The 15,612-nt window shown below is 39.1% G+C and carries 12 protein-coding genes; 8 read left to right on the forward strand and 4 right to left on the reverse strand.

What is annotated here, in order from left to right; all coding sequences use genetic code 11:
* The first annotated feature begins 458 nt into the window (after positions 1-458).
* The 4 genes from QZ562_RS14255 to QZ562_RS14270 all read left to right on the forward strand — a co-directional run bounded on the left by QZ562_RS14255 (position 459) and on the right by QZ562_RS14270 (position 4,412).
* Complete coding sequence (locus QZ562_RS14255; RefSeq protein ID WP_293761417.1) at positions 459-1,298, forward strand: phytanoyl-CoA dioxygenase family protein; 840 nt, start codon at positions 459-461, stop codon at positions 1,296-1,298.
* A gap of 366 nt (positions 1,299-1,664) precedes the next feature.
* Positions 1,665-2,432 (forward strand): class II aldolase/adducin family protein, encoded by a 768-nt coding sequence (locus tag QZ562_RS14260; protein WP_293761419.1) that lies wholly within the window; start codon positions 1,665-1,667, stop codon positions 2,430-2,432.
* A 55-nt stretch (positions 2,433-2,487) separates the two neighbouring features.
* Positions 2,488-3,663 carry a mandelate racemase/muconate lactonizing enzyme family protein gene (locus QZ562_RS14265; RefSeq protein ID WP_293761421.1) on the forward strand — a complete coding sequence of 392 codons (1,176 nt, stop codon included), beginning with the start codon at positions 2,488-2,490 and terminating at the stop codon, positions 3,661-3,663.
* A gap of 8 nt (positions 3,664-3,671) precedes the next feature.
* Positions 3,672-4,412 (forward strand): glucose 1-dehydrogenase, encoded by a 741-nt coding sequence (locus QZ562_RS14270; protein ID WP_293761423.1) that lies wholly within the window; start codon positions 3,672-3,674, stop codon positions 4,410-4,412.
* A 108-nt stretch (positions 4,413-4,520) separates the two neighbouring features.
* On the opposite strand, the gene QZ562_RS14275 is transcribed toward QZ562_RS14270, so the two are convergent.
* Entirely contained in the window at positions 4,521-6,776 is a 2,256-nt protein-coding gene (locus QZ562_RS14275) for an acyl-CoA dehydrogenase (RefSeq protein WP_293761426.1), read from the reverse strand.
* Positions 6,777-7,232: 456 nt separating this feature from the next.
* On the opposite strand from QZ562_RS14275, the gene QZ562_RS14280 reads away from it, so the two are divergent.
* From QZ562_RS14280 to QZ562_RS14290, 3 genes are read left to right on the forward strand one after another with little or no spacing between them, the layout of a single operon-like run.
* A complete protein-coding gene (locus QZ562_RS14280; RefSeq protein ID WP_293761428.1) occupies positions 7,233-9,542 on the forward strand; it encodes an MMPL family transporter in 2,310 nt (769 codons plus the stop codon).
* A gap of 46 nt (positions 9,543-9,588) precedes the next feature.
* Positions 9,589-10,338 carry an outer membrane lipoprotein-sorting protein gene (locus tag QZ562_RS14285; RefSeq protein WP_293761444.1) on the forward strand — a complete coding sequence of 250 codons (750 nt, stop codon included), beginning with the start codon at positions 9,589-9,591 and terminating at the stop codon, positions 10,336-10,338.
* A 48-nt stretch (positions 10,339-10,386) separates the two neighbouring features.
* The gene (locus QZ562_RS14290; RefSeq protein WP_293761430.1) at positions 10,387-11,580 is read left to right on the forward strand and encodes a hypothetical protein; all 1,194 of its coding nucleotides are present in this window, start codon (positions 10,387-10,389) and stop codon (positions 11,578-11,580) included.
* 312 nt (positions 11,581-11,892) lie between these two features.
* On the opposite strand, the gene fghA is transcribed toward QZ562_RS14290, so the two are convergent.
* The 3 genes from fghA to QZ562_RS14305 are packed head-to-tail and all read right to left on the reverse strand — an operon-like array spanning position 11,893 to position 14,350.
* Positions 11,893-12,774 carry an S-formylglutathione hydrolase gene (fghA, locus tag QZ562_RS14295; RefSeq protein WP_293761433.1) on the reverse strand — a complete coding sequence of 294 codons (882 nt, stop codon included), beginning with the start codon at positions 12,772-12,774 and terminating at the stop codon, positions 11,893-11,895.
* On the reverse strand, positions 12,774-13,892 hold the full coding sequence (locus QZ562_RS14300) for an S-(hydroxymethyl)glutathione dehydrogenase/class III alcohol dehydrogenase (RefSeq protein ID WP_293761436.1): 1,119 nt from the start codon (positions 13,890-13,892) through the stop codon (positions 12,774-12,776). Before QZ562_RS14300 ends, fghA begins: the two co-directional genes overlap by 1 nt.
* A gap of 50 nt (positions 13,893-13,942) precedes the next feature.
* Positions 13,943-14,350 carry a hypothetical protein gene (locus QZ562_RS14305; protein WP_293761439.1) on the reverse strand — a complete coding sequence of 136 codons (408 nt, stop codon included), beginning with the start codon at positions 14,348-14,350 and terminating at the stop codon, positions 13,943-13,945.
* Between the two features lie 229 nt (positions 14,351-14,579).
* On the opposite strand from QZ562_RS14305, the gene QZ562_RS14310 reads away from it, so the two are divergent.
* Complete coding sequence (locus QZ562_RS14310; RefSeq protein ID WP_293761441.1) at positions 14,580-15,197, forward strand: outer membrane beta-barrel protein; 618 nt, start codon at positions 14,580-14,582, stop codon at positions 15,195-15,197.
* Positions 15,198-15,612 lie beyond the last annotated feature (415 nt).

Consider the following 15,612-nt stretch of genomic DNA (forward strand, 5'->3'; position numbering starts at 1 on the left):
ATGTGTATAAGAGTAAGCCCTTAGTACGTGATGAATTAGATGAGCTGATTTTGTTAGTGCTTTAAGCAGAACATATGCCATATATTTAACTAACTGATAAATATGGTTATTATTGGTTTTTTAAAAGCTAAGCAACAAATAATCTGCAAAGTTCTAGTTAAAAGCACAAACTTTTAGTGAAATTCTCTACTCTGGGTAAGACCATTCCCACAGGCCTTGTTTGGCACTGAAGTCGGTGTTTACATCATTATGCTTACGTATAGCTAATCAGTAGTTTTTTGTAAGTTAGATATTGTCTCCTTCGATAGAGTAATCTGTGTCTAATTGGTTCGTTTTAATCGAAGTTGTGTAAAATTTTCACAAAAAGCTAACTACAAAGTTACTTGAAATTTGAAGCTATATAAGCCATCTTGCTGGCCTTATTAACACCCTTTTTCTAAGAAGTCTGAGACACTTAAATGCTTACAACAGAACAAACAAAATCTTACCAAACAAATGGATATTTAGTGCTTGAGCAGTGTTTTTCTGACGAGCAGATGGATTTGCTGAAAAATTCTGCAAGTGAGATCGTTGCTGATTTTGATCCCAACTCTACTCGAGCAGTATTTTCTACCGAAGACCATAGTAAAACTCGTGATAATTATTTTTTATCTTCAGGCGATAAAGTCCGGTGTTTTTTTGAAGAAGATGCGTTTGATGACAAAGGTGAACTTAAGCAAGATAAGTCACTTAGTATTAATAAAATTGGTCATGCTTTGCACCAGCTGGTACCGGAATTTAAAACATTTAGTCATTGTGAAAAAATAAAAAATATTGCTTTAGATTTGGGATTGCAAAGGCCACAAATCCATCAATCTATGTATATTTTTAAGCAGCCTAAAATTGGTGGTGTTATTCGTTGGCATCAAGATGCGAGTTACTTTTTTTCAACACCTCTTTCAGTGGTGACTTTTTGGTTGGCAGTCGAAGATGCCACGATGCAAAATGGTTGTTTGCAGGTGCAATCCGGCGGGACATCTGTTGCGCAAGATAATCCGCTAAGAGAACAATTTTTGCGTTATACCGATGACAGTACAGAGTTAAAAACATTAAATGATATGCCATGGCCCGATGATGATGATGCCAAACCTTTAGTCGTTAAAAAAGGTACTCTAGTCGTGTTTAATGGACTTCTACCTCATTTTAGTGCACCAAACTTATCTGATAAGTCGCGTCATGCATTTACCTTACATATTACCTGTGGCAATACAAAATATGCCAAAGAAAATTGGCTACAAACTCAGCCAAGTTTACTTTAGTCTTTTCTTATTTTGAATGGATTGTTTTTGATTTATAACTTAAAAAAAATTTAAACAATAGAAAGTATCATGTTTTGGTGTCCGGTACTCGTTGACTAGGTTCCGACATGCGACATCCGACATGCGATGTCCGATATTCTCTGTGGTTAGGGATATGTTGTCTTGTGTAAGTTATCTCTGAATAGATTTTAAAAAGTCATGTTTTAGGGTGGAAACTTAAGCTTTATAGTGAGTCTTAAGGCATATGAAATAACCATAGATCTTATATTTTATTTTAATTGTGACAGCTGGCTAAGGTAATATTTAAATAATAGTAGTTAGCTGCGATGCGTTTTAATTTAGGTAATCAAATAAATAGGAGACAAAGTGTTTCAACTTGAAAAATTTAGTCTGAAAGATAAAGTTTCGCAGCAAGAGTGGCAAATACGAGTGGATCTGGCTGCATGTTACAGACTGGTGGCAGAACATGGCTGGGGTGACCTGATCTATACGCATTTGTCGGCAAGAGTTCCTGACACAGAACACTACTTGGTCAATGCTTTTGGCTTAACTTTTGAGGAGGTCACCGCTTCTAATTTAGTCAAAGTCGACTTACAAGGTGATGTGTTAGACGGATCTCCTTATGAAATTAATCCTGCTGGTTTTACTATCCATAGTGCCATTCACGAAGTGCGTCATGATGCAAATTGTGTCATTCATTTACACACTAAAGAGACAATTAGTGTGGCAACGGTACGAGGTGGATTAAAACCTTGGAGTCAATATGCGATGTTTTCGTTATCGTCATTAAGCTATCACGGCTACGAAGGGTTAGCTGTGGATGAGAATGAAAAAGTTCGTTTACAGCTTGATCTTGGACAGACTAATCATATGTTATTGCACAATCATGGAGGGTTAACGTTAGGTGCAACTGTAGGTGATGCTTTTATGCGTTTTTACGACTTGCAGAGAGCCTGCGAAATTCAAATGCAGTTGATGCAAAGTAGTCAATCAGTTATTGAAATTCCACAACCTGTTGTTGATGGTATCTATGCGCAGGCAGAAATAGTGCATAGCGGCGAAACAGGTGGTCAAAAAGCTTGGCCTGCGATGCTTAGACGAGCTTACAAGCTTGACCCCACATTTTGCGAATAGTCTAATCTTTTGGGTTTCAACTGATATCTAATAAATTAAAAAATAGGAAAAACACATGAAAATTAACCGTGTTGAAATTTTTGACATTGAGTGCCCAAAACGTGCTGGATGGAATCCAGTTTTTGTACGTATTCATACCGATGAGGGTATTTCAGGTGTAGGTGAAGCGGGATTGGCTTATGACTTAGGCCATAGCGCTGCTGCACATATGATTAAAGAGATTGCCGAAGCCATGTTAATTGGTTGGAATCCCTTTCAAACAGAAGCATTGTGGAGCCGCATGTTGCGCGAAAGCTTTTGGGGCTTAGGTGGAGGACCGATTATATATGCTGCGATGAGCGCCATAGATACCGCACTCTGGGACATTCGCGGTAAAGCTCTAGGTGTGCCTGTGTATCAATTACTTGGTGGTAAAACCAACGAGAAACTTAGAACCTACGCGAGTCAACTCCAGTTTGACTGGGACAAAGAAGTCACCAGGCTCAATGATCCTGTTGATTATGGCAAAGCAGCAGAGAAAGCAGTAGCAGAGGGTTACGATGCAGTAAAAGTCGACCCTATTGTTTATGATAAACATGGTGTGGGTCATTTCGATCGAACTAAATTATTTACGCAACCAGAGCTGCGTTTATTTAAAGCTAGGCTTCAAGCTATTCGCGATGCAGTGGGTGACGATGTAGATATTATTTTTGAATGTCACAGTTTACCGGGTGTTTCTACGGCCATTCAGTTAGGCGAAATGGCAGAAGACATCGGTTGTTTATTTTATGAAGAACCTGTTAATTATCTGAACTCTAAGCTTCACGATAAAGTTGCTAAACGTGTCAATGTGCCAATTGCAGGTGGTGAGCGTTTATATAATCGTTGGGGAGTGCGTCCATATTTAGAAGACCAATCTCTTGACGTATTACAACCTGATATTGGATTGTGTGGTGGATTCACTGAAGCTAAAAAGGTCTGCGATTATGCAGATGTCTACGACGTTCGTATTCAAGCCCATGTGTGTGGTGGCCCTGTTGCCACAGCCGCTAGTTTACATCTAGAAACGGCTATACCTAACTTCCTAATCCATGAGCATCACACCTATGCAATTAAAGATTGGAACAGAGAATTATGTATTCAAGATCCACAACCGGTTAATGGTTTTTTTGAAGTAACAGAAGTACCTGGAATTGGTATTGAATTAAACGACAAAATTGTGTATCGCTCACCTAATATGGAAGTAAAGTAAGGTTATCTATGAAACTACATAATAAGGTGGCTATTGTAACGGGTGGCTCCAGAGGAATTGGTGCCGCTATTGCACGCGAGTTTGCCTCACAAGGTGCAAAGGTTGTCGTTAATTATCTGAATAGCCAAGAAAAAGCCGATGCTGTTGTTGCTGAGATTATAGAACAAGGTGGATTGGCAGTAGCCGTTCAGGCAGATGTTAGCCAGCTAAGTGGGATTGATCTTTTGGTTAAACGGGCATGTGAGGCATTCGGTGGCGTTGATATTTTAGTTAACAACGCAGGATGGGCGACACTTGAACGCTTGCAAGATATTACCTTCGATGACACCAAAAAGCAGTTTGAATTGAACGTGTTTGGTCCAATATTTTTAACTCAAAAAATATCTGCCATCATGGCATCGGGTAGTGTCATTATTAATATTAGTTCAATCGCTGCCAAAGGTGGTGCAGGAGGCAGCATTTACTGTGCAACCAAAGCCGCTCTTAATACCTTAACTAAATGTTATGCAGCAGAGCTAGGTGAAAAAGGGATCCGCGTCAATGCTATTGCCCCTGGTGCAGTCGAAACTGATTTGTATATTGAAGCAGGCTTAGTCAAACGGGAAGCTGAAATTATTGGTCAAACACCTTTAAAAAGGCTGGGTCAACCATGTGATATTGCTAGTTTGGCGTTATTTTTGGCTTCTCAGGATTCGTCTTGGATCACCGGGGAGGTAATTCAAATCAGTGGTGGTAGATTTATGTCTTAACGGCATAAATAGATAAAAACGACAACAGGTTCAAATTTAATACGAATAAAGCTGGATTTGAAAAAACTTCAAACCCAGCTTTTGTTTACAGCTAAAATAGGCTAGTGATTAAGCAGCATTTGACTGAGCGACTTCTTTTTCATGCACTAGCTCTAGATTACTGCCTAATAATTCCATGTCAAATGTGAACTCGTCAACACGTATAGCTAACTTACGTTTTTCATTATACTCGATGACCAGCGCAACTTCTTTTGCCGTTAATTCGCCTGCTTGCTGTAATTTACCCACCGCATTTTCAAAAGAAACATATGGCACGACTGGGGTTTTACGTAAAGCTTTTTGAATTTTCTTTAGTTGTGGCAGTACAGCATGTTTAGCTTTAAATGCCTGTTCATTAATGTCGTTACCGTCACCTGGGATGACTTTAACTAAGTGTGTCAGCTGTGCTTTAATGCTGGAATCTTGCATCGATGCTTCAGATAGCGTGCGTTTTAAATTATCTGAGATACCTTTGGTAGCAGTAGTATAGGTGTTGGTTAATACACGCATTAAGCCGCGAACTGCAGTATTTGGGAAGTTAGCAATAAATTCATTTAATGCAGTTTCACCTTTATTCAAACACCATTGAATTGCGTATTCGAAGTAAGGTAAAGCTTCTTTACGACTCTCTACACGTTGCTCGTAAAAACGTACCACAGCCATCGCTGCATACATGTAACTCATTACATCGCCTAGACGTGCAGACAACATCTCAGCTTTCTTCAAATCACCCGCTAGAACAAGTAGTGACAAATCAGCCATTGGCGCTAGCTTTGCAGAAAGAGCATTCATACGCTTTTCGTATTTTTGAACTTCTGGTAATGCTGACTGAGCTCCGCGTGTGAAGGGCAGATAACTCTTCGACAAACTACGGAAGGCATTCTTGACACTAAAAACAACAGTTTTGCCTAATACCTGGTTAAATTTCGCATCGGCACCTTGCTCGTTACTGTGAATCAGCTCAACCATTTCTTTAAGATGTGGATGACAACGCATAGTACCTTGACCAAATATCATTAAACTACGTGTCAGGATATTTGCGCCCTCAACAGTTATCGCGATAGGTAACGCGACATATGCGCTTGCTAATGTATTTTGAGGTCCACGTTGAATAGCTTTACCTGCTTGAATATCCATAGCAGTGTTGACCACATCACGGCCTAATTCTGTCATATGGTATTTAGCTATAGCTGTAACTACACCCGGTATAAGACCTTGATTTAGCCCTTCAGTGGTTAACACTCGCATGGCTTCAAGTACAAATGTTTTACCGGCAATATCAGCCAACTCTTCTTGAATACCTTCGAAGCGACCAATGGGTACCCCAAATTGTTCACGAACAAAGGAATATTCAGCAGTAGACTTAAGCGCTGTTTGTGCTGAAGCTACGCCCATGGCTGGGAGTGAAATACCTCGGCCAGCACCTAAACAAGCAACCAGCATTTGCCAACCACGGCCAATGTTATTCTGTCCACCGATAACAAAATCCATTGGAATAAATACGTCTTGACCTCGGGTTGTACCGTTATAGAATTTGACACCCATTGGATCATGGCGATTACCTAGTTCAACACCAGGGTGTGATTTAGGAATAAGTGCACAGGTAATACCCAATTCAACTTTGTCGCCCAATAGGCCATCTACATCAAATACTTTAAATGCCAAGCCTAATACCGTCGCTATGGGTGCCAATGTAATGTAACGTTTATCCCAAGAAACTCTCAAGCCAATGACTTCTTTACCTGCCCACATACCTTTGGTGACGATACCCGCGTCTGGAATAGCGCCAGCATCGGAACCTGCTTCTGGGCTAGTCAAGGCAAAACATGGAATGTCTGTGCCCACAGCTAGGCGTGGTAAATAATGATTTTGTTGTTCAGGCGTTCCATAATGCATCAGCAGCTCGCCCGGGCCTAAAGAATTAGGCACCATGACAGTTACTGCTAATGCAGCACTTTTTGCAGCTAATGTAGCGACTATGGTGGAGTTGGCATACGGAGAAAATTCTAAGCCACCAAATTTCTTAGGTATAATTAGGGCAAAAAATCTATTCACTGAAATAAAGTCTAATATTTCTTTTGGAATATGGTTTTCACCCTGAAGCGCGAAATCGTCGATCATCGACAATACTTGAACTACAGGGCCGTCTAAAAAGGCTTGTTCTTCAGCACTAAGTTTAGCAGTAGGCATGTTTCTCAACGCGTGCATATCAGGTTTTCCCTGATAAATAGACGCTTCTAACCAAACATCACCCGCTTCTAAAGCTTCTTGCTCAGTAATTGAAATAGGAGGTAATACTTTTTTAAGACTTGTTCTAATACTCATAATTTTATCTCATCCGCTCATCTGACCAGTTACTAATTATAGTACTCATTTCCACCAAAAGATCAAAATTCTTTGGTATGTGTGTTAATAATCTATGTTTAAAACAACTCTGAAAGATGAAATATAGATATTTTTCAATGATATAATTATTAAAAATATAAGTTTTGTAGTATTAAATAAACAATGATTTTTTAACTGAAACGGCTTTTTTAATCGATAATTATGCTGTTCATTTCACTTTTATTGACTACAAATGAACTCTTGGCGCAATAAAACACCAATAAAGAAGTCTTGAAATTGGGCCTCAACAATAGGCTATATTTTTAAAAGAGTAATCTGTAAATACTTTTTTTAGTAGAAAATCAGAGTATAAAATAAGTCCTATAATTACGAAGCCCGATTTTTGTTGATTAATTCATGGATATAGCCAATAAATCTTAACATTTGGAGAACTAAGTGAATAATTCTTGGTTAGACTTTTCAGTTAACTGTCCTAAGACGGTCCTTATTATTGGATTTATCCTCATTATTGCAACTGGATTGGGCACTAAAAACCTTTATTTTCGGGGCGACTACAAAGTTTTTTTTGAAGAATCAAACCCCCAATTAATGGCATTTGAGGAGATGCAACAGACGTTTAGTAAAAATGATGGCGCAAGTATTATTATCGCACCCAAATCAGGTAATGTTTTTACTTTGCAAACGCTGACTTTAGTCCATGAAATGACTCAGGAAGCAAAACAAACACCTTTGTCTATTCGTATTGATTCCCTTACTAATTTTCAGCATACATGGGCTGAAGACGACGACATGATCGTTGAAGATTTAGTCTATGATTTGGCTGATCTTGACATAGCGAGATTTGCCTACATTCGCAATGTTGCTTTGAACGAACCTAATTTAGTCAACCAACTTATTTCCCCAAAGGGTAATGTCACTGTTATAAATGTTTCTGTTAATTTACCTGAAGGTGACTTAACGGCTGAAGTGAATAAGATCACAGATTCCGTAAAAGCTTTAACCGACAAATATAAATTAAAATACCCCGATCATGATTTTTATCATACCGGCAGCGTATTAATGAATTATTCCTTTGCCTCATTTGCTGAGCGCGACTTCACAACTATTGTGCCCCTTATGTTCCTTACCATTATAGTCATAATGTGGTTACTCTTAAAAACTGCTGTGGGAACATTTTCGACAGTTGTGGTGATTGCCTCAAGTATCGCCGCAACGATGGGAATTGCGGGTTGGTTGGGGATGTTTATGAGCACTGCAACCGTTAATGTGCCAACTATGGTAATGACACTCGCAGTGGCTGATTGTATTCATGTGATATCGACTATGTTGTATGGGATGCGCCAAGGCAAAGATAAGAAGCAAGCGCTGATCTTCAGTCTTTCACTTAATAAAATTCCTATTTTCATCACCAGTGCCACCACAGGTGTTGGCTTTATGACTCTTAATTTTGCAGCTGTACCAATTTTAGCTGATTTAGGTAACTTAACAGCTGTTGGGGTTATTTTTGCGTGTATTTTTTCGCTGACTATTTTACCCGCGCTGATAATGGTGTTACCGATGAAACAACACCTTGTACAATTATCTCACAACCAGCTTGGGTACACCGAAAGATTTGGCGAATGGGTTATTACGCATCATAAGCGGATTTTGCCTTTTACTCTAGTGGTAACTATTATAGCGATTGGGTTCTCGTTCAAAAATGAGCTAAATGATGTTCCTACCGCTTATTTTGATAAAAGTACTGAGTTTAGGCAATCTACAGATTTTCAACAAAAACATTTAAGTGGGATGGTTAATCTAGACTTTTCGATTTTTACTAATGAAGATTCAGGAATAAATAAGCCACAAACGCTGCAACAAATTGAAGTATTCAGCCAATGGCTTAAAGCACAGCCTGAAATAGATCACGTCTTCACTATTACTGATACTTTTAAACGTTTGAACAAAAATATGCATGGCGACGACCCTGGTTATTATTTATTGCCGAATGATAGAGAACTAGCAGCCCAATATTTATTACTCTATGAGATGTCATTGCCTTATGGATTGGACTTAACAAATCAACTAGATATGAACAAGTCAGCAACGCGTGTTATGACGATGGTTAAAAACCTCGGTAGCAAAGAATTAACTTCCCTAGAAAGTAAAGCTCAACAATGGTTTTTAACTAATGCGCCTAACTTGAAGTTAACTGTAGCGAGTCCTGCGCTAATGTTTGCGCATATTGGCGAAGCCAATATGACGAGCATGTTAAAGGGCACATTGGTTGCACTTATATTAATTTCTTGTCTTCTGGTATTTGCACTTAAATCTTTCAAATTGGGAGTGATTAGCCTGCTACCCAATCTATTACCGGCTGGTATTGGCTTTGGCATTTGGGGTATTTACTCTGGGGAAGTTAATCTTGGCTTGTCTATAGTACTCAGCATGACACTGGGTATTGTGGTAGATGATACGGTTCATTTTCTTAGCAAATATAGGCACGCTAGAATGAATGGAAATGATGCTGAACAAAGTATACGTTATGCGTTTGCGAGTGTGGGAAGGGCACTATGGATAACCACCTTAGTACTTGCGACTGGATTTTCAATACTGATGCTGTCACCCTTTGCTTTGAACTCAGATATGGGCATGTTAACCAGTATTATTATAGTGATTGCCTTAGCTGTCGATTTCTTATTTTTACCACCATTTTTAATGGCCTTTGATAAAAAAAATACAAAGCAGGAGCTTACCCATGAATAGATACCACCTTTTATCAATGACAAAAGTAGTCTTGGTTTTTATGCTGATGACATTTTATTTGGGAAGTTATGCTCAGTCCGCAGAAGACAAAGGCCTTACTATTGCCAAAGAGCGTAAGCTGAGAGACTCGGGTTGGGGTGACAGTACTGGCGAAATGAGTATGATTTTACGAAATGCGCAAGGGGATGAAGTCGAACGTAAAATGCGCCTGAAGTCATTAGAAATTGCGGGTGATGGAGATAAAGCTTTAACTATTTTTGAACAGCCATTAGACGTAAAAGGTACTGCATTTTTGAGTTTTTCACATGCAGTTGAGCCTGATGATCAATGGATGTATCTGCCTAAGCTAAGCAAAGTAAAACGCATCCGCTCACGCAATAAATCAGGCCCTTTTATGGGGAGTGAGTTTGCATTCGAAGATATGAGTTCTTTTGAAATCGAAAAATATAAATTTAGGTACTTACGCGACGCCACTTTTGATGGACAGGCTAGTTTTGTGTTGGAACAAGTACCTACTGATAATGATTCAGGTTATTCAAAGCAAATTATCTGGGTTGATAAACAGCATTACCGTTTATTAAAAGCTGAATTCTATGATCGCAGAGGTAGTTTGCTAAAAGAATTAGTTAACTATGAATTTACTTTGTACCTAGATAAGTATTGGCGGCCCATGAGGACTGAAATGTTTAATGAGCAAAATGGTAAAAGTACTGAGCTAGTTATTCATCAAATAAATTTCAATACCGGTTTATCGGACATTGACTTTAATCAGGGTACGTTGAAAAATGTCCGATAAATCAGGCTATGCTAATAAAGTGAATGATTCACTCATAAAGGATGCACATTGAAGACACTTATCTCATTGATCTCACTTATTGCTTTTCTGCCCACTATCGTGTTTGCTGAAATAAAATATAGTGGAAGCGCCGCTTTAGAACAACGCTACTTTATTCAAGATGCGCTTTATCCTCAACAAGAAAGAGCCAATTTGTCGGTATACTTTTCCCCTGAATTGTATACCAAGTTCAACGATGGTAATGACAGTATATTGTTCAAAGGTTTTTATCGTTTTGATCAACAAGATGCAGAACGAACTCATGCTGACATCCGTGAGTTTAAGTGGATACACAGTGGTAATGAATGGCAGATTCAAACCGGTATCAGCAAAGTATTCTGGGGACAAACTGAATCGTTGCATTTAGTTGATATTGTTAATCAAACTGATGGTGTTGAAAGCATTGATGGTGAAGATAAGTTAGGTCAGCCAATGGTGGCCTTTTCTCTGTTTAAAGACTGGGGTAATACCACTGTTTTTGTGTTGCCGTATTTTCGAGAACGCACTTTTTCGGGTAATGATGGCCGATTAAGGCCTCCATTACCCGTTGATACTGACAATCCAATATATGAGTCTAAAGATGAGGAAAAAAATCTTGATTGGGCTATCAGATGGCAACATACGTTAGGCGACTGGGAAGTGGGTTTGTCATACTTTGATGGTACTTCTAGAGATCCTGATTTTGTTTTAAACACTAACGAATTATTAAAGACTAGTCTGCGTCCGTTTTATCCGCAGATCCAACAAGTAGGAATAGATGTGTTGGCTTTGATGGGAGGCTGGACAATCAAGTTTGAAGGTATTCAACGTAAAGTCATGGAGCAAGACTTTGCTGCTTTTGTAGGGGGCTTTGAGTATTCTTTTGTAGGCTTGTTTGATGGTATTTATGACGTAAATTGGTTAATGGAATATCAATACGATGATCGCGACAATCTGACGAATGTCATTGCCCAAAACGATTTAATGATCGGCACTCGATTAGTATTCAATGACATTGATGGCACTCAAATATTAGCAGGTATCGTACAAGATCTTGATTACTCAAATGTAAGATCGGGATTTGTTGAAGCATCCAGCCGCATAAACAATAATTGGAAGTGGCGACTAGACGCATGGTTATTTTCTAGCGATGAACCCGCAGATCCAAGTTATGTATTGCGCAGAGACGACTACGTTCAATTTAGCTTAGAATATTATTTCTAAGGTGATTTTTACACATTGACCGAGTTTTGATAACAGCTAAAAGATTTAAGCCAAAGAGTTGACATAGAGTTGACATAAAGTTGATACAGGGTTGGACGACGATCGCAAAGACAAAAAAAGTAATTAATAACTGGACCTATTTTGTCTGCGCGTTGCACTTGTCGAACACGTTTTTATCTGAGATGAGTTATCCTGCTGCTTTTTAGGTTTCAGCCCCAAGTGCGTCTGTACCATAGAGGACAAATAGTTGCAGTCCTCTATGTTCTTAATGACCTCAGTAACCAAATTATTAAGTGGGAAATTAGTTTTTAATTATAAATATTTCGCATGAAACCTTAGGTGCTTTTCAATAAAGCTGGCAACAAAAAAATAGCTATGATCGTAGCCCTCATGGTAACGAAATTCTGCTGCATATCCTATTTCTAATGCTATGTCTTCTAAAGGTTTAGTGAGTTTTTGGGTATGATAAAAATTATCATCTAAACCTTGGTCTACCAACATAGGAATATGGAGAAACTCTCCTTGTTGTCGCATCAACATACAACTATCGTACGCTTCCCATTCTTTGTGATTGTCACCTAAATAGTGACTGAAAGCTTTTTGGCCCCATTGGCAATCTGATGGATTAACAATAGGTGCAAATGCTGATACTGAGCAGTATTTTTCCATGTTGGACAACGCAATTGTTAAGGCGCCATGCCCACCCATCGAATGTCCGGCTATAGCTGATTTAGCTTTTACCTTAAACTCTTTATTGATCAAAGCGGGTAATTCTTCAACAACATAATCATACATTTGATAATGTTCATGCCATGGTTCTTGTGTGGCATTCAGATAAAACCCTGCACCTAAGCCTAAATCATATGCGGCGTCTGTGGCGTCGGGTATATGCTCCCCTCTAGGACTGGTATCGGGCATGACCAGCATTATGCCGAGTTCTGCTGCCACCCTTTGTGCTCCTGCTTTCGAAGAAAAATTCTCGTCATTACAAGTCAACCCACTCAACCAATACAGTACCGGCATTCTTTTGTCTGGATCGGCAATTGGTGGAATAAATACACTAAATTGCATCTCGCATTTTAGTAAGGTTGATTTGTGACTGTAACGCTTTTGCCATCCGCCAAAACACTTATTCGCGCTAAGCTCAGCTAACCCGACTGCACTTTCAACTGAATCGGTGTTATCGCTTGCCATCAGAAATGCACCACAGTGCGAATAGACTTGCCTTCATGCATCAAATCAAAGGCAGAGTTGATATCTTCTAATGGCATGGTGTGCGTGATAAAAGTATCTAATTCGAACTCGCCATCCATATATCGTTGCACGTAACCAGGTAATTGGCTGCGACCTTTTACACCTCCAAAAGCAGTTCCACGCCAGACTCTTCCTGTAACCAATTGAAATGGTCGAGTGGATATTTCTTGCCCTGCACCGGCCACACCAATAATGATAGATTCGCCCCAGCCTTTATGACAACACTCCAAAGCTGAGCGCATCACGTTTACGTTGCCGATACATTCAAAAGAATAATCCACGCCACCTTCTGTCATATCAACTATGACCTCTTGAATGGGTTTGTCGAAGTCTTTAGGGTTAATTACATCCGTCGCGCCTAGTTGCTTGGCGATCTCAAACTTATCTTCATTGATATCGATAGCAATAATTCGCCCTGCCTTAGCCATTTTAGCGCCTATCAAAACTGAAAGACCAATTCCACCTAAACCAAATACTGCGACAGTATCACCTGCTTTCACTTTAGCTGCATTGGTTACTGCGCCCATACCGGTCGTGACACCACAACCTAATAAACATACTTTCTCTAGTGGTGCGTCTTTTGGTATCTTAGCCAATGCTATCTCGGGGATTACTGTATGTTCAGCAAAAGTAGAAGTACCCATATAATGGTAAATTGGTTGACCTTTGATAGAAAAACGACTGGTACCGTCAGGCATCAATCCTTTACCTTGAGTACTGCGAATTGCTTGACATAAATTCGTTTTACCTGACAGGCAGTATTTGCATTTACCACATTCAGGCGTGTACAGGGGAATTACGTGATCACCTACTTCAACCAACGTAACACCTTCGCCAATTGCTTCAACAATACCGGCACCTTCATGACCTAAAATTGCAGGAAATAAGCCTTCCGGATCATCTCCAGACAATGTGTAAGCATCAGTATGACACACACCTGTAGCGACTATTCTAACTAATACTTCACCTTTTTGTGGTGGTGCTAAATCAACTTCTTCAATTTTTAGTGGCTCACCTGCTGCCCAAGCAACAGCTGCGCGAGTTTTAATACTTTTCATTATTAGTCCTTATTTAATTCAATCTATCGCACGGATTAGGGTTGGTCGCTTTAAAAACAATATCCAAGCAAGCGAATACTATCGGCTTTCCAGATCACATCACTGATTTCATAACCTAAAGCGCAAAGTTGCTCTTTTTCTAGTCTTTGTTGTAAGGATTTTGCTGCTTGGTCTTCCAAATCAAGTTTTGTTTGTTTGTTTGCTTGCAATGCTAACCTGTCGGGCCTGTTAAGTGTGAAAGTGTCGTCAGCTCTATCGCGTTTTATTTCTGTGCGACCGCCTCGTAGTAATGACTCCTGAGATGTATTTTGCCAAGAAATGCCATAAACAAATTCAGTTTTTCCTTCGTTAGTTAATCGAGAATCGAATTTTTCATCGGTCATTATATTCGGTGTGTTACTTGCACATGCACTGCCTAGTAAGCTAATGACTAAGACCTTTAAAAAATAATTGCTCAAAAAGTACTCCAGAATTGTGTTAGCTCACTTCCATATTAAACAGGGTTAAAGAAGATCGCAATTTGTCATCAGCGATTAAGCAAATCTATTAAATTAATATATTTGTAAGCAGTTATTTAAAACTACACATATTTATACAGGCGTATCAAGATATAAGCTCGCTCAGGCTTGCAGCATAACATTAATGTAGTATTGTATTATGAACAGTATGTAAAGTAGGATTTTAAGCGTGTCAAAAAAGCAATTCGGTGTACTTATATTAAGCGTAATGATTAGCTTGCAAATTTTAGCAGCAGATAAACTCTATACTGTAATGTCAGTTGGTTATTCAGATTTGGAGTTCACGCAAGAGTCAAATAAAGGACTTGGCTATAAGATGGCCATCGGTTATCAATTTGATCCACAATGGTATGTCGAAGCAGGTTACCAACAATTAATTCACGACAAATTATATACTACAGGTTTACCTACTGCTGCAGATGTGAATAACGGTGTAAACGTGCAACAGGGTGATGCAATGTTTTTAGCCTTTCTTGGCAAAGCATCTAGCCGAGTTGGTGAGTTATTTTATCGAATAGGTGTACTTAAAACTGATATCCGAGGCCAACAACTTTTGATCGGCGTGAGGGAATGCGAGTTTGGCCAAGCCAATGAATTGACTATTGCTGATTTTGGTGCCGCGACAATGTGTGATTATGACGAAAGTGGTGTCGCAGGAGTCATAGGTTTAGGTTTTGACTACTTTGTTGGTGCCCGGTCCATGGTGCGAGCTGAGATTGAATACATTAAAGGAGAAAATAACTTAACAGCGACAGTCGCCACTTTGGGCTTTCGTTATAACTTCTAAATAGATCGCTGCGAGCATCATGCTAATAGACAACCAAAAAAGATTAAATCGTAGAGAGAAAGCTGCGCTTTTACAGGAAATAAGTGCCTTTAACAACGCCGTTTGCTGAACCGAAAATAAAATATAGATAAGGCCAGCGTTATGAAACTATATCGCTACCTTTGCTAATTTAATAAGCTATTTGCCCCTATTTTAAATTTTTTGTAATGTTTATCTGTATAAATTCGGTTACTTGTCTATATGGTAGAAAGATTAAGCTTTTCACAACAGAGCTAAATTTGGCTATCAAAAAATAAAATTATGCAAACAGCCTTGCTGATCTAATCAAGCATTTATGGTGATTTTACAACCTTAATAATGGGTAGTTTTCAAAGATTAATGTATGAACCAAGAAAAATATAAAACTTCTCTCCAC

It is taken from the genome of uncultured Paraglaciecola sp. (assembly GCF_913058035.1).
Classification (GTDB): Bacteria; Pseudomonadota; Gammaproteobacteria; order Enterobacterales; family Alteromonadaceae; genus Paraglaciecola.